This is a genomic window from Orientia tsutsugamushi str. Boryong, assembly GCF_000063545.1.
In the GTDB taxonomy this organism is placed as follows: Bacteria; Pseudomonadota; Alphaproteobacteria; order Rickettsiales; family Rickettsiaceae; genus Orientia; species Orientia tsutsugamushi_C.
Genome location: NC_009488.1, coordinates 833,815 through 854,895 on the forward strand (window position 1 = coordinate 833,815; position 21,081 = coordinate 854,895).

Sequence of the window (21,081 nt, forward strand, 5' to 3'; positions counted from 1 at the left end):
ATGAGTTCTATATATAGGGGAAGGCATAACTATAGTTACATCACAATATTATCAAATTTAGAATACTGATTATCATAGTGTAACTTCACTGTACAAACTGACCCATTACAGTGTTTAGCAACAATTATTTCAGCAGTATTATAATATTTATCTTGAATTTAGTCTGTCTTTAATGTACTAAAAAAACATATCCTTTAGAGCATACTAGACATTGTTCTATTATTAATTTCTTTGTTCATATAATTGCTTCTCTTGTAACTTATTCTATCTCAAAACTTAATTCCTATCTTAATCTCCCCCTTTTTTCTCTTTACTCCAACTTATCCTAATCTAGCCTTATTAATTGTTTTGACACATTATTTTATATCAAACTCTGATGCTTTTGCATATTTTCTGTCTTTTACGTAAATTCTAGCCTCATTATTTTCAACTTTAACTTGCTAGAGTTTATAGGATCATATACAATTAAAAGTTGAAGATATTTTATTCAGGAAGGTTCTAATGTTTAAAAACATATTTTCAGAAGACATCTTAATAAATCAACTGCTTACAGCTCTAACAACTTCTGACCAATCTAAATTCACAGAAGACAATATTTTTTTGTTAGGCAAAAATCTTGCAAAAGTTTTAAATAATATTGCTGAAAATCCTAGTATATCTAATGTAGAGGAATACCAAAAATGTTTTTCAGACTTGAATAACCAAGACTTATGCAAAGTATTAAAAATACTACAAAATATGATTATAGCAGATGAAAATAAGGAATTAATAGAAATTATAAGTTCACCACTTTTATATAGATTAACTAAAAAATATAAAGCAGAGCGTGCAGAAGAATTAAATAATAATCATAGTCAAATTTCTGGTAAACATTTTAAAAATAGCAATATTGCGGAACTACTACGTGATAGAAACATTGCTAAACAGGACGAATTCCCTAAAACAGAGGCTAAAGCAATTGGAATATCTGAAGGATACATAGCTACTGAGAAGTCAAGCGGTCATACATTTCTTTTAAAGAAATTTTATAAAAAAGATATTAGTATTGGAAAAAATTTAGCTAAGATGCCAAGTGAAGAATTGGATAAACTTCAACTAGCTTGGAGCGACAGAAGAGACGCTGTACAAGAATTACTAGCGTCTTCTATATATCAGTTATTATTGTATGGACAAGCTCCAAAAGAAGAATTAGTAATACCTGATAGATCTAATGCAGATTCGCTGTATATTAGGTCTAAGTTTCTTGATAATGCAGTACAGCTTTCAAGATTTTCTGGTATGAAAAGATCAACTGGACTTAAAGCTGAAGCTAAAAATTTACAAAAATTAGAAGGATTTGAAAAAGTAATTGCTGCTTGTCATATACTAGGAGAATTAGATTATCATTCCGGTAATTTAATAGTACAAAATGGTAAAACTATAGCTAAAGTAGACCATGGTAGATCTTTAATGCAATTCTATGCAGATTTTGAAAGTATGGTTAGCACAACTGATAACATATTTAATGATCCTTTTTTAAATTATAACTCAGCAATTCAAAAAGGTAATTTATCATTTGATATTAACAAATATAATGACGCATTAAAGCAGATGCTTGCTCAAATAGATGAAAGTCAAATAGATGCTATAATAGAACAAAAAGTTTCTGAGTTAGCAAAATTAGGATTTGATCCAAAAGGCTTTATTGGAAAGGTTAAGTTTAAAGGAGAAACTTTCATTAGCACCCCTATTAATGACTATCATGCACTGATAAAGTTCTATCAAGTCAATTTAAAAGAAAATATTAAAAATATGAAAGAAATAGTAAAAGCAACTGATGTAATAAGCAGATTTAGCAACGTATCATCTAAATTTAAGAAAGGGGGATGGTTAAATGCTTTTGCTATTACTAGTATAAAAGAGCCAGTTTTATATGCATACAATCATAACATAAAAATTGATGGAAAAGATGCTTTAACATGGGCTATTGATAATAATTATCAAATGAATAGCTTAAACCATAGCTATATAGAAGTAGAAAAGTGTAATTATGAGCCACAATGGCAAAAGGATAGTAATGGAAAGTGGCAAAAAAAAGAACATTTGGTGCAAACAATAACAAATGATATTGTTAAGTGGCATGCTGCAGATTATATTCTAGAAATAGAGAAGAGTAGAAATGATCTCAAAAAACAATTGCAACCCTTATTAGAGCAATCACAAAATATATTAACAAAAAAATCAGTATCAAAAGAAATAAAAAAATTTGATGATTCTGAGTTAGCTAGAAAGAGAATGTTATTAAATCCTAGGATAAATTACCGTACAAGGATTCAAAAAGCTCGTTCAGCATTTAAGTCTAAAAATTCTCAAGGTTTTGAAATTTCTTGATTAGATATTCTGCAAAACTTGTAAAGCTTGTAATAAGAAATGCTAGAATAGGATAAGGGGAAATACGAAAGGTAGTAAATAAAAGGTATGCAAAGAGAAAATATTGAGTTATAAATAAAATTTAAATAAAAATAAAATAACCCAACATGAAAAAGTGTATTACAACAGTATACTATTTAATAGACAATTTTGGCACGATATATCATAAAGAAATTAATACCAAGTAACAATCAAAGAAACAGAGATGGAAAAAATGCTTTAACATTGGGCTATTTTTAATAACTCAGCTAATGATAACTTTCAATATTGCAAATGACTATATACTATTCATAATCACCAATTTATGTAAAAAATTAACTGAATATACTTGAAACTAATCTTGTAAATACATGCTTTGCACCTAAGAATATCGCCATGTTTAAGTTATTCAAAAAAGTTAGTTACTTATCTAAAATTTAGGCTATTAGCCTCAGAATCAAAACTGTATACTAGCTTTCTTTTATGCTATTGCTATAACTTTTATTTTATTACAATTTCACATATTTCCAACATACAAGGCTATATCATCAAGAATTTTTGAATGAAATAGTTCCCTTGCTACACTCTTCAATTTTAGGAATTTGTTGTATAAATTTATCCTGCATTAGTTTTGAGTGTGTATTTGGATCAGTGTTACCACCAGATAGTATAACTAAAGCCTTTTTGGGTGAATTTTGCCTTAAAAGCCAATTACACACTGCAGCCATGTTGATTGCGCTTGATGGTTCACAAGTAATTTTTAGTAAAGTAACAAGCCAAGTAGTCCAATAATAAATTGATTTTTCCGGAACAAGTACCATATCATCTAGTTTTTTGATATATTGAAAAGTTCTTTCTGATAGGTTTAATGCACTAAGACCATCAGCAACTGTATTTGGTGATTTAGGCAAGGTAAAAATATTACCATAACACAACGAAGTAAATGCATCGTTAGCATTTACTGGTTCAGATCCTATAATTTGAACTGAAGTATCAGTTCTAATTTTAGTTAGGTATGTGCCTGATAATAACCCTCCTCCACCACAAGAAGCAAATACTGCATCAGGAGAAAAGTTTAATTGTTGCAGAGCCTCATAATATACAGTTCCAGCTCCGGCAATAATACTATTGCTATCTGATGGGTGTAGATAATAAAATTCATTGTCTTGCTCTAACTTTGCTTTTTGCTCTGCTTCAATTCTTGAATTTGCCAAAATTACCTTTGCTCCATAATGTTTTGCCATATGTAATTTTGTTTTAGAAATGCAGTTAGAATATATTTTAACAGTATTTAATTTTAGTAATTTAGCTACCAATGCTACTGCTACTCCATGATTTCCAGTAGTATAAGTAGAAATTTTTGTTGGTAGTAATTTCTTTTCTTGCAATTCAAGTAAATGATTAAGTACTCCTCTTATCTTAAATGAACCAGATTTCTGTAATGATTCTGCTTTAAAGTATATTTCATGTCCTAAAACGTGGTTTAGGTAATCAGAATACAGAATAGGTGTTTGATAGATATATGGTTTAATTCGATTATAAGCTTTAATAATACTTAACATACAAAAATACTATCTACTATGCAAAATATTCATATGTAAAATAATTGAATTTAATTATCTGTGTGATTATATAGATTATCATGATATACTAGTAAATAAAAATTTAATTATATTTAGTGGCACAAGTTTTAAATGATATTAGTAATCGTGTTTTACCATTATTTCCAATAAGAAACACAGTATTATTTCCTGGGCTAGTATTGCCTATATTAATTGGCAGAGATGATTCGGTTAAAAATTTGCTAAGATTAGGCAATGATTCTGAGAATCAGCATACTATCTTGCTTACTACTCAAAAAAATGCTGATGATATCAAACCTTCAATAAATTCTTTATATAAAATTGGAGTATTGGCAAAAATAACTGAGCTAGTTCAATTGCCTAATGACAATTATAAAATCTTGATAAAAGTATTAGATCGAGTCAGACTGACAATAAGACGCTCGCAGGACCTTTTAGTAGCTGAATATGTAATTGTTCCAGATGATGAAATTAATAATGCTGAGGAAATAAAAGATAAGTTAGCAAATGCAATTGTTCTTTTTAATAAATATATTAGGTTAAGTAAAAAAATCAACCCAGACTTATTAGTTCATGTTTTATCGTACACTAATCAAAGCTATGTAGTTAACGCTTTAGCTGCAAATTTAATTTGCAGTGTTTCTAACAAGCAATCTTTGTTAGAAATAACTGATGTTAAACAAAGAATAGAAAAGCTAACTGATCATGTTGCTAAAGAAATCATTATAATGGAAACAGATGAGTTGATTACTTCAAAGGCTCAGAAAAATCTAGAAAAAATGCAGCGTGATTGCTTTCTTAATGAAAAGATGAAAATAATTAAAAACGTTTTAGGAGTAGATGATGAAAAATCTGATATTGCTGAACTGCAAAAAAAAATCGACACTCTCCATCTTTCAAAAGAAGCAAAAGCTAAAGCTGAAAGCGAGTTAAAAAAATTAAAGATGATGAATCCAATTTCTGCTGAAGCTGCATTAACGCGTAATTATTTAGATATTCTTCTAGGATTACCATGGAAAAAAGAAAAAGAAAGTAAGATTAACATTAATATTGACAATGCCTTACAAGACTTGAATGCAGATCATCATGGGCTAGAAAAAGTTAAGGAAAGAATAACTGAATATTTAGCAGTACTGCAAAGGACTAAAAAATCTATAGGGACAATCTTATGTTTTATTGGTCCACCTGGAGTAGGAAAAACATCTTTAGTAAAATCTATTGCAGAAGCTACAAAATGTAAATATGCGAAATTTGCTCTAGGTGGAGTGAGAGATGAAGCAGAAATTCGTGGGCACAGAAAAACTTATATTGGAGCAATGCCAGGTAAAATTATTTCTTTAATAAAAAGGGAAAATAGTAATAATCTTGTCATATTACTAGATGAAATTGATAAGATTTCTAGAGATTCTAGAGGTGATCCAGCATTTGCTTTATTAGAAGCATTAGATCCAGAGCAAAATAGCCGATTTCAAGATAATTACCTAGAAGTAGAGTATGATCTTTCAAAAGTACTTTTTATTGCTACTGCTAACAGTTTTAATTTTCCTCTTCCTTTGCGTGATCGTATGGAAATCATTCAAATTCCTGGGTATGTTGAAGATGAAAAATTAGAAATAGCTAAACATCACCTCATTCCTAAACAGATCAAAAATAACGGCTTAAAAAATACTGAAATCAGTTTTTCAGATGAAGCAATATTAGAGTTAATAAGATATTATACACGAGAAGCTGGAGTTAGAGGTCTAGAAAGAAATATCGGAGGAATATGCCGTAAGGTGCTTAAGAAAATTTTAAGTTCTAAAGATATAAAATCAGAAAATGTTAGCAAAGAAAATATTAAAGATTATCTTGGATCTAGAAAATATAAGTATGGGCTTGCTGAAGATGATAATCAAGTAGGTATTACTATTGGATTAGCTTATACTGAAACAGGTGGAGATTTGATTTGGGTTGAAGCAGTAATGATACCTGGCAAAGGAAAAATTAAAGCTACAGGTAAGTTAGGTGATGTTATGAAGGAGTCAAGCCAAACTGCATTTAGCTATTTTTGCTCCAGAGCACAAAAATATAATGTAAAGTATGAGCAATATCATAAGTATGATATTCATCTTCATTTTCCTGAAGGAGCTACACCTAAAGATGGACCTTCTGCAGGTATAGCTATTTTTACTACGATAGTTTCCTTAATGACAGGAATACCTGTCAAGCTTTCAGTAGCAATGACTGGTGAAATTACTTTAAGAGGACGGATATTACCTATTGGAGGACTTAAAGAAAAGTTAATGGCAGCAAAACGAGGAGGAATTAAAACAGTAATTATTCCAGAAGGAAATACTAGTGATTTAGAAGATATACCTAATAGTATTAAAGATGATTTAGATATTATCCCATTATCAGAAGCAGATCAAGTACTAGATATTGCTTTGGCTACTACAGTAACCAGTTTTCATGCATAAAAAGCTTGTTAGTATTTGTTAATTTCTCTATAAAATAGAAAGCAAATCAGAATATAGCTTTAAAGCCTTTGATATACTACTTAAGTAGCTCTTTGAGTAATGGAATGGTGATGTTGCGTTTATGTTCTAATGAATACTTATCAATTAATTTTACTGTTTCATGAATTATACTAAATTCCCTAGTTAGCCTGGAGGATAAGTAGTTAATAATTTCATTTGATACTTTCAGCGAACGTTCAGAGAACGCTTTCATTAAAACAATTTTCATCATTTCATCATCTGGTCGATGAAGCTTTATAGTTAAAACAGCGCTTAGTCTAGAAGTAAGATCTGGTAATATAAAATTAGTAGGATGCATACTGCATGTTAGCATTAAAAATTTATTATTTTCGTGTAATATATTAAAAATATGTAATAACTTTTTATCTGACCAATGGGTTTTATCTATATCTTCTATAATAAAGCTTGGTTTCGTTTGATAAAATTGATCAATATTATCTGAGCTAGACATAAAAACTGCATTAGCATATCTTTGCCAAATGTTTGCTAAGTAAGTTTTACCAGAAGAAGCTGGGCCACAAACAAGTAAGGATCTAGAATATGGAGTTATTCCCCACATAGAAGGCCAGTTTTTAATTAACTGATATGCATCAAAGTTTGAACTTGCAACAATATAATCTTCTTCTAAGAATTTGGAGTTATTTGGAAAATTTATAGTATGTTGCATATTAAAATATTAAAACTTTAAAGATAATAAATATATTATTTACTGCAAAGCTAGCTTAAGTATTAGATAAAAATACAAAAAAGAAAACTATTAAGCTATACTAGTAAAAAGATAAATGAATTTTTTAACTTAAGTATATGCAATGCAAAGCACAAATACGCTTTTTGCTCCAGCATTTTTAAGAAGCTTAGCACATAAGTTAACAGTTGTTCCAGTTGTAACAACATCGTCTAGCAATATTATTTTTTTATTTTTTATAATTTCTGAGTTATTAATTTTAAAGCTTCCACTGATGTTTTTTATGCGCTCTTTTTTCGTTAACTTAGTTTGTGATTTAGTCCATTTATACTTGATCAATATGTTGGATTTTATAGGTAGCTTAGCAATATCCGATAAATATTTACCTAAGACTTGTGCTTGGTTGTATCCTCGTAACAAAAGTTTAAATCGATGTATAGGTACTGGTATTATATAATCTGCAGATAAAATATTATATTGATAACGTACATATAATAATTGCGCTAACATCATTGCAATTAAAGGTTTGTCATAATATTTGAAAGCATGAATTAAAAATTTACTATCTTCATTAAAAATTAATAATGCTCTTGCTAATTCGTAATTAGGTACAGCGTGGCAACATTTCAGGCAAATTACATCAGCTCCATAATCATAAGGCAAAGCTCTGCCGCATTTTTGACAAAATGGCAAAGTAATAAAGTTGATTTTATTCCAACAAGTTGAACATAATCCAGCTGGTAATGCGCTTTGAATAAGCTGTTGGCATGTCAAACATTGTCTTGGAAAAAAATAATTTAATAATATTATTAACGGATAGATGATTATTTGTAACCAAGAACTAATTAAAGAAAACATCATTGACTTGTGCTTTGTATAACTCACTCATACTTTGATAATGTAATGTATATCCATTAATTGTCTGATTTCTAAACCAAGTTAATTGTCTTTTGGCATATTGTCTAATTTTTTGCTGAGCTATTGTTATAGCTTCTTCAATTGTTAGTTCTTGATTAAGATATGAGATTATCTCATTAATGCCTAGCGCCTTTTTGGCTGAAATGCTAATGTGATCATAATATGGCTTTATTTTAGTTATTTCATCTACTAATTCTCCATTAGTTGCTAGCTTAGCAAATCTTTGATTACAGTTTTGATATAAAAGCTGCCTATCTGGTAACAATATTATTTTTTTTACATTGTAACATTCAAGAGGAGAAACTAGTTTAGAGTTATGGTAACTAAAAATTGATTTATTAGTTTGCAGTGCAACTTCATATGCCCTAATCATTCTCTGGGCATCACTTGAATGAATGTAATTCTTAGAAATAGGGTCTAAATCTATTAATTTTTGATAAAATTCTTGTTTAGTTAGTTTTTTATAGAGATCTTGAACTTGCATACGAATCTCGCAAGTTATTTCAGGAATATGATGAATACCATAAACTAGTGCCTTAATATACATTCCACTACCTCCAACAACAATTGGTAATTTTAATGCATGTATAACACTTCTAATAATTTTACAAGCTTCTTGTACATACTGCGCTACCGAATACCTCCTATCTGTTAAGTGTTTTGTTATAGATTGCTGTAAGTTTATATTATTATAATTAGCATTTACTTTAGATTGAGAAATATTATCGAAGGAATTAAGTTCATTAATATCAGAATGAAAAATTGATACATAATTATATAAATAGTGATCAACTTGCTTTTTTTCTGAAATGCTTGGAGAAGCTGTAATTATTGGAATTTCTTTATATATTTGCATTGAGTCAGCATTAATAATAACACCATTGAATTTCTGAGCTAATAACATTGCTAGTTCAGATTTACCACTAGCTGTAGGTCCAGCAATTATAAATACATCATTCATTGTTAATTATAGTTTCAATAATAAGTGCACATTATAATATAATGTATACTAAATCAATAACTTCTATAGCATGAATCCTAACTTAAATATTGAACAAGATAATGCCTCTGAAATAGTTGCTGGTGTAGATGAAGCTGGCAGAGGTCCATTAGCTGGACCAGTAGTAGCTGCTGCTGTAGTTGTCAACCAATCAATTATGATCGATGATATTAAAGATTCAAAAGTTTTATCTAAATCCAAAAGAGAAAGTTGCTATGATAAGATTACTAATAGCTACTACTATAGTATTGGTATAGCATCAGTTCAAGAGATTGATAAATATAATATTTTAGAAGCAACAAAGCTTGCATGTATAAGAGCTGTTAAGAATTTAGCAATCATACCCACAAAAGTGCTAGTAGATGGCAATATGAATTTTACTGACAATAGATTTATTAGTATAGTTCGTGGTGATCAGATTTGCTACTCTATATCATCTGCTTCAATAGTAGCAAAGGTAACAAGAGATCGCATAATGCAGATTTTACACAAAGAGTATCCAGTTTATGGTTGGAATCAGAATTGTGGGTATGGAACTAAACTGCATATTGATGCAATTAAAACTTATGGTCAAACTATACATCATAGAGTTAGCTTTAAATTTAAAGGCAATATCAACCATAGTGCGATATTAGGGAATATGGTATAATATAGCTAAACCACTATAAAACAGTTATGTTATATTGAAAAAATGGTTTCAAGCTAAATCAAGAAGAATAAAATATCACTGTGAGTAAACACGCTTTTCGAAAAATATATAACATAACTATTTTATACTAGTTTAGCTATATTAAAAAAGTTAAAACATTACAGATTTCTTTTAACACCATTAGGATAAGAAGCAGCTGGAAAAAGTGTTATAATGATGAATAATGTTCCATGTGGTAAGTATGGTATTCTAAAAAATATTTGCAGCAATGTAGAAATAAATGTTTATTAATTGGAATCATATATTTAATATATTAAAAGTTATAACTGTATATTATCTTTTTTAGATTTTTCTTACTATATCTTTTCATCTTTGTTATTATATTAAATCTTGCGTTATAAGCATGGTTAGTAAATAGATATAGCTCTTATGTTATGAAAAAAGATGATTTCTTAATTACCAACAAATTTTCTCCTATTTGCAATTACTTTAAATAGTGTATATTATTACCAAGATTTAGTATTTCAAATCAAAAAATTTAATAACACAAAGAAGGATTTATATGTCAGAAAATGTTGTCTCTAGTAACCAACTCAAACAAATTATTGAAAAAATTGAAAGATTAGAAGTAGAAAAAGCTAATATAACCGAAGACATTCAAGCAGTATATGCTGAAGCAAAAAGTTATGGATTAGACACTCATACACTGAAGCAAGTAATTAAAATCAAAAAAATGGATAAAAGTAAATTTAAAGAACAAGAAGAATTACTTGAGACTTACTTAAGTGCTTTAGGAATAATTAAGAGTTGTTAAATGCATTAAATTATGTAATTAATAAATTGTCAGTACAGATATTTTGTATAAACATTACCTAATAATAAAGCTGCAAAGACATATCAAATATAAAGAAGAATAAAAGTTAATTTTTATTAATTTCTACACTTTATAGAACCTACTATTAACTTGTGTTAACTTTTATTAATATTTTTAATAAAGCTTCAACCTTAACTATAAACATATTTGCAATATTTGTCAATATAACAAAAAAATTAAAGCAAAAGGTTGACAGAAAATTTAGGAAATTGGGGGCCAGTTTTCAATCTAGAGGTTAATCTAATGATCGAAAAATATATACAATCTAGGATTGATAAGTGATTTTCAAGTTATATGTATTATGAACAAATTAGTATAAAAAATTTGATATCAAAAAAAAGCATAATTTAGATCAGATGTTTAATAAAATGTAATATATATTAATAATATCAACATTAATATTATGTGGGATGATTATGACTTCAATATCATCAAAGTTTATAAATCGAGCACTACGTAAAATTAAAATTCCTAAGGGAGAAACATTAGTAATTATCCACCATCCAGATATAATAGGACTTAAACTGAAAATCTCATGTACAGTCTGTGGAGGAAGAGTAAGAAAAACATGGGTTTTAGAACAAAAATATAAAAACCAGAGTTTAAAAATAAGGATAGGGGAATTTCCATATTTATCTATTAAAGAAGCTATAAAAAAAGCAATAGAATTAAAGACATTAATGGCGAACGGAATAGATCCAAGAGAAGTAAGACGTCAACAACAGATAGAAGAAAATGAGAATCGTATAAAAGAAAGACAAGAGATTACATTCAAAGAGCTGTGTTATAAGTATATTAGACCTCTTTCGAAACTGGTTAATGTAGTTCAAAATTATAAATGCCAGAGATCAAATTAAATCTATGTGAGTAGACCTAACCAATCGCTCAATTAGGCCCCTCCTCAGAACCGGACTTGCAGAATTACCGCATCCGGCTCTCAAAAATAAGATAAGCATTATGCCTTATTTGTTGTCTAGAACATTGAGACAATCTTTCCAATTTTAGGAAAATTTACTCTTTTAAGTATCTCGGTTAGTCTTTTCCAATTCATCTTACGTTTTCCTCCCATTCTATTGAACCAGTTATATATTGCACGTGTACTTTGGTTGATAAATGAACTTACTCGTCTTTTGTTATCCGATATACCATGATAGTTGATCCATTCACCTAATAACTCTAATGACTTGTGATAATGTTTGTGTTTTATCTTGCTTGTTTAGCTGACTACGCAAATATTTTCTCAGTCCTTTCAGTTTCTCAGTAAAACGATCTCTCCTTGAGGTATATTTTAGTCTCCATGTTATGCCAAATCTTGATTTTCTCCAATAGCAAGTAAATCCAAGAAAATTATAACTTGCGATCTTCCTGCATTGTTGGGCTAAATTTGCAGCATGGTCTCTACCAGATTTTATCATTTGTGATTTAGCTTCATTGATATTTAGCCCATACTTATTTAACCTTTTAGGCAAAACATCATAAAACCTTTTCGCATCTGCTTCCCTTTCAAAGACAAATACCATATCGTCGCAGTACCTCACCATTCCTGTTTGTCCCATTAAGTTTTCTTTGCTGATTTTTGCAAACCAGCTATCTATAACATAATGCAGAAAGACATTTGCCAGGATTGGTGAAACTATTGATCCTTGACGACAACCTTCTTTGTTAGTAACTATAGTACCATTTTCTATGATTGGTGTTTCAATCAGTTTCATAACTAGTCTTAGAAATTTCTTGTCAGATATTCTCTTTCTTAGAAATTCCATCAACTCACAATGCTTGATTGTATTGAAACACTTTGTTATATCAATCTCTACTATAGCCCCTTTATTGAAGTTATACGTAAGTTTATTTAACTCCCTTAAAGCGTCGTGTGCATTTAATTTAGGTCGAAATCCATATGAATACTTTAAGAATATTTGCTCAAACACAGAGTTTAGTATCTTGCTTACTGTAGACTCGATTATCTTATCTTCAAAACATGATATTATCAAAGGTCTTTTTTTGACTCCATCTTCTTTTGGAATTTCCGTTATTCGTGTAGGTTTAGCTTGATATTGCCCTTTGCGAATTCTAGTAAGAAGCGAAAGCAGATTTGCTTTCAACTTCTTACCATAATCCTCTTTAGTTATACCATCTATTCCAATAGCTTTATTGCTATCGAGTTCCTTATATTGTTCTTCTAACATCTTTAAATCAATAATAAAGGCGAAATAGTGTCAGTTAAAATTACTAAAAGCAATAAAAGCGACCTATCTATAGCTTCAGTTATTTCTAAAGTCTTATCTGGTAAATTGTTTGGTGATAAAGCTTACATATCTAAAGAGTTATTTCATCAACTGCTGACAAATGGTCTACGTTTATTTACTAATCTTCGTAAAGATATGAAAACATATTTATTGGTCATACAAGATAAGCAGTTATTAAATAAACGTTCTTTAATTGAGTCTGTCTTTAATGTACTAAAAAAACATATGCTTTTAGAGCATACTAGACACCGTTCTCCTATTAATTTCTTTGTTCATATAATTGCTTCTCTTGCTAGTTATTCTATCTCCAAACTTAATCCTTATCTTATCTCCTCTTCTTTCTCTTCTATCTCCTTATCCTAAATTGGCGTTATATATAATCATTAAAAAAAGCCATAATACTTACTCCTCCTATAGTCTAAGCATTTCTTATCAAACTTTGTGCTTTCAATATATAACATCAGATATTTAAGTAGCAAAAAATATAAAAGCTAGAAATTAGCTTTTATATTTAAAGATCCAACATGAGCAATATATTTTTCAGCAAAATAAGCACTATATGATGCTCCAAATCGAATTGGACCACGATATATAGTTACTGTTCCACCTAACTGACCAAATAGTGTATGCATTTTTGCTGGTTTAATATCCACAGTACTAGAGTTTGATGAAGCAACATATTCTAGTTTTATATTACTACTGTTAGTTGGCAAATTGCTATGAATAAAAGCATATACTTCAGGTATTATTGATATATTTTTATTATCAATAACATATTTTACTGTCCCCCCTGCTCTAGCTTCTAGTATATGATGCTCTGCATCACTTACATTAACATCATTAAATAATTTATAGCTAGAGTTGTTAAACTTATTATACCTAATTCCAACTATTGGTGATACAGTTAACTTCGGATTATATGCTATTGAATTTAAATCTCCTCCTAACATAAAATCTACATAGTAACCTTTACCACTAATTTCACTTGAAGGTTTGTTAGCTATATATTCAGTTTTACCATCATATGTAATAAACCCAATTATGCCTTGCGTAAATACATTGTCTTGAGGATAATATCTACCATTTAAAGATAATGAGAATGTTTTACAGTCTGTTTTGTTGAATATGTGCTTAATGTTTTCATCATACTGAATATTAAGATTTGAATATAAGCCTGTAGCACCAACAATAGTGTTCTCATTTACATATTTATTTACTGTAATAAATACTCCATTAATTCCTGCATCATATTTCTTTAGTTCTTCATTCTCTTCTTGGCTACTTTTGGAAGTAAAAATATTCCCCTGAATATTCCAACCATTATTACTACTACAAATGTTTGATCCAGAACTTATAATATTAGTCTGGTTACCTTGTCCACTCACAATATTACCCATACTGGATGTTACTCCACTTACTGCAGTGTTAATATTCATATTCATAGCACCAGTAACTGCAGAGTCATGATTTTTCACAGCTTCTTCTAATGTTTTATCTTCTCTTATCACATGTTCTATAACACTTGCATCTGGCTTAGTATTATCCAAATCATCTAGCTTACTATTAATAGCTTTAACTTTTTGATCAGCCTTAATTATTTCTTGATTCAACTCAGCAATTTGACAATTCAGCTCAGCTATTTCTACACGAAGTTCTTGCACTAGTTGATTTACAAACATATCAATTTTTTGTAATGTATTATTACTTAATGGCTTTATCTTGCGTCTAGCCTTAATAAGTGGCGTATCTTGCAACGCGTGTATAAGTGTATTAACCAACTGTATTTTGTCATTAATATCCTTGGCAGCATAAGGTTGTATATTCATTAGAATTATCGCGTCTCGCATAGCTAAACACGCATATTCTAGACTAGCTAATGCATCCTGTAGATCATATTTTACAACCCGGACAACGCCTACAAATTTATCGAATTGATATCCCCTTAAACCCTTTAATACCTCTTCTGAACCTACTTGATTTATGTCATGATAAAAACCTTCTACTAACTGCTTACAATCATTTACTTTGTCATATTGTTGACGTAACTCTGCTGCCCTCTGCTGCACTTCATTATTATCATTAGTATTAACCCGTTGTACTCGCAAATTTTTTATAAAATCAAATGCCTTGGCATTAACTAGCAAATTTCTTAGTACCTGATTTAGCTGAGTAACACTTTGACGCATGCCATGAAGATCTTGTATTCCTTGCTGAAGATTCGTTTGATTGGCAATAAATTCACTAACTTGACGTTCTAAATTACCTATATTCCGAGTTAGATGAATCTTATCTTGATCTAAGGTTTTAAACTTGCTTTGTTTAGTTTCTAAATCAAGTAGTAGATTCATACCTAATATCCTTTGAGTTGTACTAGCAAAAAATAAAGTAGAAACAATTAGCGATATTTTAACAATAGTTCCTTGTTTGTTGGTTTTTAACATATTTAACAATCATTATTAATTATATACTAAAATAAGATAAATGATAATATAAGTTAATCTATAATTCAATGATATTTCTTTAAATTACATAGAAAATATGTATATATGTGTATATATAGTAACTTTAAAGTAGCTAATGCAGCAAATTTTATATAATTTTAACTTCTGTAAAAATGTATAATGCAAAGACATAGCTAAACTAGTATAAAACAGTTATGTTATATACTTTTCAAGTAGAGTACCCATGTCACAGTAATATTTCATTTTGCTTGATTTAGCTTGAAAGCATTTTTTTAATTGAATTTAAATCAGGAGAATAATGCTGTAAATATTCTAATATATGTCTCTTTTTCTATAATAGTTTTTAAATGAGTACTTTTATGAAAACTTGCATTGTACATCACAACTAGAGAATTATTAGGTAATTTCGGTATTAAATCCTGTTCTATCAAACAGTTAAAAATAGCAGTATTAACATTCCAGTTAAAATTGATATAGTCAGCAGAGATTTATCTACTAATGCTCCTATAACATTATTGTGATACATCTTCTTTTTTTAGTTTTTTAATAGAGATTTTTGTTGGCGCTTGTGTTTCTCTTTTGTAACGGTAATATGTTTTTACTCCATACAAATACTGTATTTTTCCTATTCCAAAACGTCTTGCTACTGTTTCGAAACTGATTTTCTGCATTGCCTTTATCCTCAGCACTGTTTTCCGAAAATCTATAGTACATGTCATACTAATTTCTTTTTTATTATATATTATTACTATAAACGCCAGATTAGGATAAGAGAAAGTATGAAAAGCATAATGAAAAAAGTTTACAAGAGATAATGTACAATTAAATTATGCAACATATTTAAACATAATTTCAATTAATAACGGTTTATTTATTGATCATATTTCTACAAGTATTAGTTCATAATACTATACTTAATAACCTGAACATTGACAATTGTAACACTTGTATATTATCTCTTTCTAACTGTTTCTTATTCTAAATTTGCATTTGCAGATATGTGAGCAATAAATGTCTATTAATTAAAACTATATTTAATATCTCGCATAATCATAATTGTACATTATCTCTTGTAGACCTTTTTCATTATGCTTTTCATACTTTCCCTTATCCTAATCTGGCGTTAATACGGCTAATGGTAGCAATATTCTAGGCCACAGTTGTATTATCCTACTATAGCTTGGTAAACAAAAGTATCCTTTATACTTATAACGCAAGTAATATAGATAATAATTTTTAAAATCCTTGCATGGAGATAAATAAAAATATATCGTTATTGTTAATAACTCAGCTAAGGACAACTTTCCATCTCTGTTCCTTTGATTACTACTTGGTATTAATCTCTTTCTTTCCCACTCTTGATATATCTTGCAAAAATTATCTATTAAATAGTATACTGTTATAATACATTTTTCATGTTGGGTTATTCCTTGTTTATTTAAATTTTCTTTTTAACTTAACATCCTCTCTTTGTATACCTTTTATTCACTACCTTTTATACTCTTACTTATCCTAAATTGGCGTTATTAATGCATTATCTGAAAGGAGAAGAGACTGGTATATATTACATCGATTCTACAAAGTTAGCAATTTGTCATAACAAACGCATTTCCAGTAATAGAGTTTTCAACAGAATTTCTAAAATTGGTAAGAGTAGTTATAGCTGGTTCTTAGGCTTTAAGCTTCATCTTGTAATTAATAATAAAGGTGAAATAAAATGTTAGTTAAATTTACTAAATGTAATAAAAGCACCCTATCTGTATCTTCAGTTTTTTCTAAATGCTTATCTGGTAAATTGTTTGGTGATAAAGCTTACATATCTAAAGAGTTATTTCATCAACTGCTGACCAATGGTCTACGTTTATTTACTAATCTTCGTAAAGATATGAAAACATATTTATTGGACATACAAGATAAGCGGTTATTAAATAAACGTTCTTTAATTGAGTCTGTCTTTAATAGACCTCTTTCGAAACTGGTTAAGGTAGTTCAAAATTATAAATGCAAGAGATCAAATTAAATCTAAGACCGAATCTTTTACGTCTATTTCGATATTTGTCAGCAATAATTTTGAACCGTTTTAGCATAGCAATAACGTTTTCATTGACAACTCTTTTTCCTGCTAACCTACGATTATTCTTTTTATCATTTTTAGTTAAAGGATTTTTCTTGCTTTTTTTCTTTGGTAATGCAGAATTATTGTGAATTTTTTGTATACCTTGATATCCTATATCAGTAATCGCTTTAATCTTAGGATGGATAAGAATTTTGGATTCCTTAAATAATCTAAAGTCATGTTTTTTACCGTTAGAAAAATCTGTACATATTACTTGGTGTGTTTTCTTGTCTACCACTATTTGAGTCTTTAGTGTATGCCTTTTCTTCTTTCCTGAATAATAGAATTTTTGTTTTTTTGGGTCTTTCTATTGGACTCTCAGTAGCATCAATCAAGACTACTTCATAATTCATATCGCTATTCATTAGAGCTTTACGACCTGGAAGAGCAAAGTTTGGGTGTTTAACTAAGGTGTCTTCTACCCATTTTACAGCTTTATATGCTGAACTTTCACTAATCCCATAGTTCTGACCTATATGAAAATAAGTACGGTATTCTCTAAGGTATTCTAAGGCCATCAATAACTGTTCCTCCAAATTGAGCTTATTTTTACGCCCTCCTTTTGATTTCTTAACACCATCAGCTTTCCTCAAAATATCCACCATCTTTGAGAATGTTCCCTTCCTTACTACTGTTAATCGACGAAATTTTTCATCCTTTAACTCTTTAATCTGATCTAATTTCATTATTACTTCAAATCAGATTTTTATAACACCATTTTACATCATTGTATAGTTTCGAAAGAAGTCTAATGTACTAAAAAAACATATGCATTTAGAGCATACTAGACATCGCTCTCCCATTAATTTCTTTGTTCATATCATTGCTTCTCTTGCTAGTTATTCTATCTCCAAACTTAATCCCTATCTTATTTCCTCTTCTTCCTATTCTAACTCCTTATCCTAAATTGGCGTTTTCTATATTTTAATACCTTTCTTATATCAACCTTTGTATTTAATAAATTTAATATACCTCTTATAAAACTAAACCAAGTTATTTTGCAAGCTTTTTTACAAATCTATACTACTCGATTCAATTTCTATATCACCAATAACGCCCTGTTCATCATTATGCTCCATCAATACATTGTTATACTCTTCAGATAATAAAGCATACTTATCTTGATACTCTTTAAGTAATAGCTTAAGTGGACTAATATTTAAATATTTGCTTAATTTCATACATAAATTAAGAGACTCATCAATAACTAGAGTTATATGTGTTAATTTTGACATTACTTGCGTTAATTTTAATGGATCTGAACTCTGCTCTTCAGCTTTTGATTTTATATTTGCATAGTCATTACTAAAAGCTTGCTTTTGCTCAGATAATTTATCTTCATCATGAGCGATCTCTAACAACATTGATATTGGATTAAATGCTTCTAGATGATTTTTATAATACTGACACATATCAGGACTATTATACTCTGATGATAATTCTTCTAATTTATCAACATTAGGAAGGCGATATGTATTCGGAAAACTGAATACTTTTAGGTTATTTTTTATTAAGATTTGTTTATCATAATCAATATCTACTATTTTTGAATTAGTATCATTTAAATTTAAAAAATCAATGTCAAATGGAAGTACTATTCCATTTGTTAGTTCTATAATTTTAGTTGCTAAGCTAGAAATATTTGTTTTAAAACTATCTTCTGTTGTTTGATATAGCATAGATTTAAGAGCCTTATTAGCTTTATCTTCTAGCATATTTTCATTCAAGAACTCTTCAAAACGTGTCTTGCTGTTACATTTATTCATAAAATATTCTATGAAGTTATTGCATACATCTATAGCTTCTTCATCAGTTGCAACAGATAAGATAATTTTATTGCTAATAAAGTTTGATATAGCTTCAATTTCTTGTTTATCAGATTCTTGAGCATTATCTTTTTTTCTTAGATAATCGATTCTATTTAATACTACATCTATTGTAATAGGTAAATCTTCATGTGAAATATGAAAATCTTCGTAATCTTTATTATGCTTTATCTCAGAAAGAATACTGCTAACTTTAGTAAGCTGTAATATTTTTTTCTTAGTAGATTCCAATATGACTGCATCTCGTGTGTTACAATATACTTCGGAATTAATAAATACAGTATATGGATCTATATTTTCTTCTCCTTCTGGATTATAAGGAGGAGGCGAAGCGCTTCTTGAATTCTCCTCATTATCTTCAGCAGGAAGTTCTGGTTTCAATAATAACTCCTTAACATTATTAGGTAGGCCTTCAAAGTATGATTGATAATCATATGTATCGATTTGCTCGCATAATAGCGGAATAAGGCTATCATGTACCGATGTTAAACTTTGAACGTCTGGTTTATAGTCTTGTAAATCAATTCCAAATTTTATTAATATCTTTGCAACTAATAAATGAATATCATGGTAAACCATATATCCATAATGTCCAATAGATTGACCACTTTGCAACTCTTCAAAATTATTCATAACCATATCAATTCCATCATATAAATTATAGAATTTTCTTTGAAAGAGCATTTCTGCTAAATTATTAGCGCACTTTGAGTTTTCATCTATTAGACTCAAATGTTTTTCTAAAAAAAGTTCTACTTTTCTTACTTCAGTACTAGTTAAGTTACCGCTAGACATTCTGATGGTACCTGCTATAAGGCTTTCTGCTATCTCATTTTGATTAAGTTGAAAGTTTTTAATAAACCATTCTGCAGACTGTACTAAATTTCTCTGTATAATTTTTGTTAGTATAGTAGTATGATCATATCCTTCATCATTATAATGTACTGGAAACTTATCTTTAGTGCTGTTAAGTAGCAAATTAGTGTAGTCATCTGAATAAAGTTTAGCCTTTTCATCAAGAGAAAGATATTTTTTTGATATACGTAATGCAGTATTATCGTACTCCTCAGTAGTTAAATCAGTACGTTTAGTATCATAAATCCACATTGTGGCAGGCATACCATGCTCATCTTTAGCACTGATATCAGCTTCAAGAATCAATAGAGCTTCGATGATGTCCTCTCTTAGATACTTAAACGCTCTTATGAGTAGTGTATCATTGTTTGCTTGAGATCTGGTATAAACTAATTTAGGATGCAAGGCTGTTAATTCTAGAAGAGCGGCCTTATTACCTGCTTGCACATACCCAAAAGCCTCTCTTCGTATTTCATCTGATATCATATATTTAATAATCCTTAATCTCTGTTTAAAATTTTATACTAAATGTATAATTGTAAAAAATATTAAAGTCAATTAAGAAAATTGCAAAATACGAAGCAATAGGAAAAGTGAACAAACAGCTAACTTAATAAATTCAAGTTAGCTATAATAACCAGAATTTGAGATAAAAAGTATGACAAACTGTATGAATAGAAAGTATCGCAACTATAGTGTAACATTACAAAAAAGGTACATAAAAAACCAAGTGAAACTATTATTATCTATCTAGCAGAGATTCTTTCTTAGTAGAAACATGTAGCAAGTATTTTAAACAAAGAATCTACGACGATAAATGTTTAATCTATACATAAGTATTAAAAGAACTATAACACTTATTCTTCCTAGGTTTTGCTATGTTTAGATATCAAATTCTGGTTAACTATAATTAAAATTTAAATATATTAACTTATTGTATCATTAATAGCGCGATGTAAAGAA

Annotated in this window: 13 protein-coding genes and 5 pseudogenes; 8 read left to right on the forward strand and 10 right to left on the reverse strand. The window is 29.1% G+C overall.

Annotated features, from left to right (window positions below; all coding sequences use genetic code 11):
- Nucleotides 1-35: 35 nt before the first annotated feature.
- Nucleotides 36-155: pseudogene (locus OTBS_RS11885) on the reverse strand (DNA helicase); the annotation flags it as partial.
- 346 nt (nt 156-501) lie between these two features.
- Here OTBS_RS11885 and OTBS_RS04065 point away from each other — a divergent pair.
- Nucleotides 502-2,370, forward strand: coding sequence for a hypothetical protein (locus tag OTBS_RS04065; protein WP_011944677.1), 1,869 nt, complete (start codon nt 502-504; stop codon nt 2,368-2,370).
- Nucleotides 2,371-2,936: 566 nt separating this feature from the next.
- Here the strand turns inward: OTBS_RS04065 and OTBS_RS04070 are convergent.
- Nucleotides 2,937-3,950 (reverse strand): serine/threonine dehydratase, encoded by a 1,014-nt coding sequence (locus OTBS_RS04070; RefSeq protein WP_011944678.1) that lies wholly within the window; start codon nt 3,948-3,950, stop codon nt 2,937-2,939.
- 137 nt (nt 3,951-4,087) lie between these two features.
- Here OTBS_RS04070 and lon point away from each other — a divergent pair, with 137 nt between their 5' ends.
- Entirely contained in the window at nt 4,088-6,427 is a 2,340-nt protein-coding gene (lon, locus tag OTBS_RS04075; RefSeq protein ID WP_041621473.1) for an endopeptidase La, read from the forward strand.
- A gap of 76 nt (nt 6,428-6,503) precedes the next feature.
- Here lon and OTBS_RS04080 read toward each other — a convergent pair whose 3' ends face one another.
- The 3 genes from OTBS_RS04080 to OTBS_RS04090 all read right to left on the reverse strand — a co-directional run bounded on the left by OTBS_RS04080 (nt 6,504) and on the right by OTBS_RS04090 (nt 9,051).
- Nucleotides 6,504-7,154: an HdaA/DnaA family protein gene (locus OTBS_RS04080; RefSeq protein WP_011944680.1), complete on the reverse strand. Its 651-nt coding sequence runs from the start codon at nt 7,152-7,154 to the stop codon at nt 6,504-6,506.
- Between the two features lie 129 nt (nt 7,155-7,283).
- On the reverse strand, nt 7,284-8,033 hold the full coding sequence (locus tag OTBS_RS04085) for a ComF family protein (RefSeq protein ID WP_011944681.1): 750 nt from the start codon (nt 8,031-8,033) through the stop codon (nt 7,284-7,286).
- Nucleotides 8,014-9,051 (reverse strand): tRNA (adenosine(37)-N6)-dimethylallyltransferase, encoded by a 1,038-nt coding sequence (locus tag OTBS_RS04090; protein ID WP_011944682.1) that lies wholly within the window; start codon nt 9,049-9,051, stop codon nt 8,014-8,016. Before OTBS_RS04090 ends, OTBS_RS04085 begins: the two co-directional genes overlap by 20 nt.
- A 70-nt stretch (nt 9,052-9,121) precedes the next feature.
- Between OTBS_RS04090 and OTBS_RS04095 the strand changes: the two genes are divergently transcribed.
- The 3 genes from OTBS_RS04095 (at nt 9,122) to OTBS_RS04105 (ending at nt 11,470) form a co-directional block, all read left to right on the forward strand.
- A complete protein-coding gene (locus OTBS_RS04095) occupies nt 9,122-9,739 on the forward strand; it encodes a ribonuclease HII (protein ID WP_011944683.1) in 618 nt (205 codons plus the stop codon).
- 562 nt (nt 9,740-10,301) lie between these two features.
- Complete coding sequence (locus tag OTBS_RS04100) at nt 10,302-10,553, forward strand: DUF2312 domain-containing protein (protein WP_011944684.1); 252 nt, start codon at nt 10,302-10,304, stop codon at nt 10,551-10,553.
- 476 nt (nt 10,554-11,029) lie between these two features.
- A complete protein-coding gene (locus OTBS_RS04105) occupies nt 11,030-11,470 on the forward strand; it encodes an Arm DNA-binding domain-containing protein (protein WP_041621211.1) in 441 nt (146 codons plus the stop codon).
- Nucleotides 11,471-11,776: 306 nt separating this feature from the next.
- Here the strand turns inward: OTBS_RS04105 and OTBS_RS04110 are convergent, their stop codons facing one another.
- Nucleotides 11,777-12,799 carry a reverse transcriptase domain-containing protein gene (locus tag OTBS_RS04110; protein ID WP_232488910.1) on the reverse strand — a complete coding sequence of 341 codons (1,023 nt, stop codon included), beginning with the start codon at nt 12,797-12,799 and terminating at the stop codon, nt 11,777-11,779.
- Nucleotides 12,800-12,805: 6 nt separating this feature from the next.
- Between OTBS_RS04110 and OTBS_RS04115 the strand changes: the two are divergent.
- Nucleotides 12,806-13,222, forward strand: a pseudogene (locus tag OTBS_RS04115) (transposase); the annotation flags it as partial.
- Between the two features lie 128 nt (nt 13,223-13,350).
- On the opposite strand, the gene OTBS_RS10290 reads toward OTBS_RS04115, so the two are convergent.
- Complete coding sequence (locus OTBS_RS10290; protein WP_011944685.1) at nt 13,351-15,300, reverse strand: autotransporter outer membrane beta-barrel domain-containing protein; 1,950 nt, start codon at nt 15,298-15,300, stop codon at nt 13,351-13,353.
- Between the two features lie 1,145 nt (nt 15,301-16,445).
- Nucleotides 16,446-16,748 (reverse strand): annotated as a pseudogene (locus OTBS_RS17885) (IS982 family transposase); the annotation flags it as partial.
- A 90-nt stretch (nt 16,749-16,838) separates the two neighbouring features.
- Between OTBS_RS17885 and OTBS_RS04130 the strand changes: the two are divergent.
- Nucleotides 16,839-17,281: pseudogene (locus OTBS_RS04130) on the forward strand (IS982 family transposase); the annotation flags it as partial.
- A gap of 19 nt (nt 17,282-17,300) precedes the next feature.
- On the opposite strand, the gene OTBS_RS11905 reads toward OTBS_RS04130, so the two are convergent.
- A protein-coding gene (locus OTBS_RS11905) for an IS5 family transposase (RefSeq protein ID WP_157866351.1) occupies nt 17,301-18,123 on the reverse strand; the annotation gives its coding sequence in 2 pieces (ribosomal slippage) (nt 17,301-17,736 and nt 17,735-18,123; 825 coding nt in all).
- Between the two features lie 64 nt (nt 18,124-18,187).
- Between OTBS_RS11905 and OTBS_RS16260 the strand changes: the two are divergent.
- Nucleotides 18,188-18,343, forward strand: a pseudogene (locus OTBS_RS16260) (IS982 family transposase); the annotation flags it as partial.
- Nucleotides 18,344-18,447: 104 nt separating this feature from the next.
- Here the strand turns inward: OTBS_RS16260 and OTBS_RS04145 are convergent.
- Complete coding sequence (locus tag OTBS_RS04145; RefSeq protein ID WP_011944686.1) at nt 18,448-20,604, reverse strand: hypothetical protein; 2,157 nt, start codon at nt 20,602-20,604, stop codon at nt 18,448-18,450.
- Nucleotides 20,605-21,081: the final 477 nt, after the last annotated feature.

Coding starts and splice junctions, on each gene's coding strand:
- OTBS_RS04105 (WP_041621211.1), top strand. CDS start 11,030: ATGACTTCAATATCATCAAAGTTTATAAATCGAGCACTACGTAAAATT.
- OTBS_RS04090 (WP_011944682.1), bottom strand. CDS start 9,051: ATGAATGATGTATTTATAATTGCTGGACCTACAGCTAGTGGTAAATCT.
- OTBS_RS04145 (WP_011944686.1), bottom strand. CDS start 20,604: ATGATATCAGATGAAATACGAAGAGAGGCTTTTGGGTATGTGCAAGCA.
- OTBS_RS04110 (WP_232488910.1), bottom strand. CDS start 12,799: ATGTTAGAAGAACAATATAAGGAACTCGATAGCAATAAAGCTATTGGA.
- OTBS_RS04065 (WP_011944677.1), top strand. CDS start 502: ATGTTTAAAAACATATTTTCAGAAGACATCTTAATAAATCAACTGCTT.
- OTBS_RS10290 (WP_011944685.1), bottom strand. CDS start 15,300: ATGTTAAAAACCAACAAACAAGGAACTATTGTTAAAATATCGCTAATT.
- OTBS_RS04085 (WP_011944681.1), bottom strand. CDS start 8,033: ATGATGTTTTCTTTAATTAGTTCTTGGTTACAAATAATCATCTATCCG.
- OTBS_RS04080 (WP_011944680.1), bottom strand. CDS start 7,154: ATGCAACATACTATAAATTTTCCAAATAACTCCAAATTCTTAGAAGAA.
- OTBS_RS04070 (WP_011944678.1), bottom strand. CDS start 3,950: ATGTTAAGTATTATTAAAGCTTATAATCGAATTAAACCATATATCTAT.
- OTBS_RS04095 (WP_011944683.1), top strand. CDS start 9,122: ATGAATCCTAACTTAAATATTGAACAAGATAATGCCTCTGAAATAGTT.
- OTBS_RS04100 (WP_011944684.1), top strand. CDS start 10,302: ATGTCAGAAAATGTTGTCTCTAGTAACCAACTCAAACAAATTATTGAA.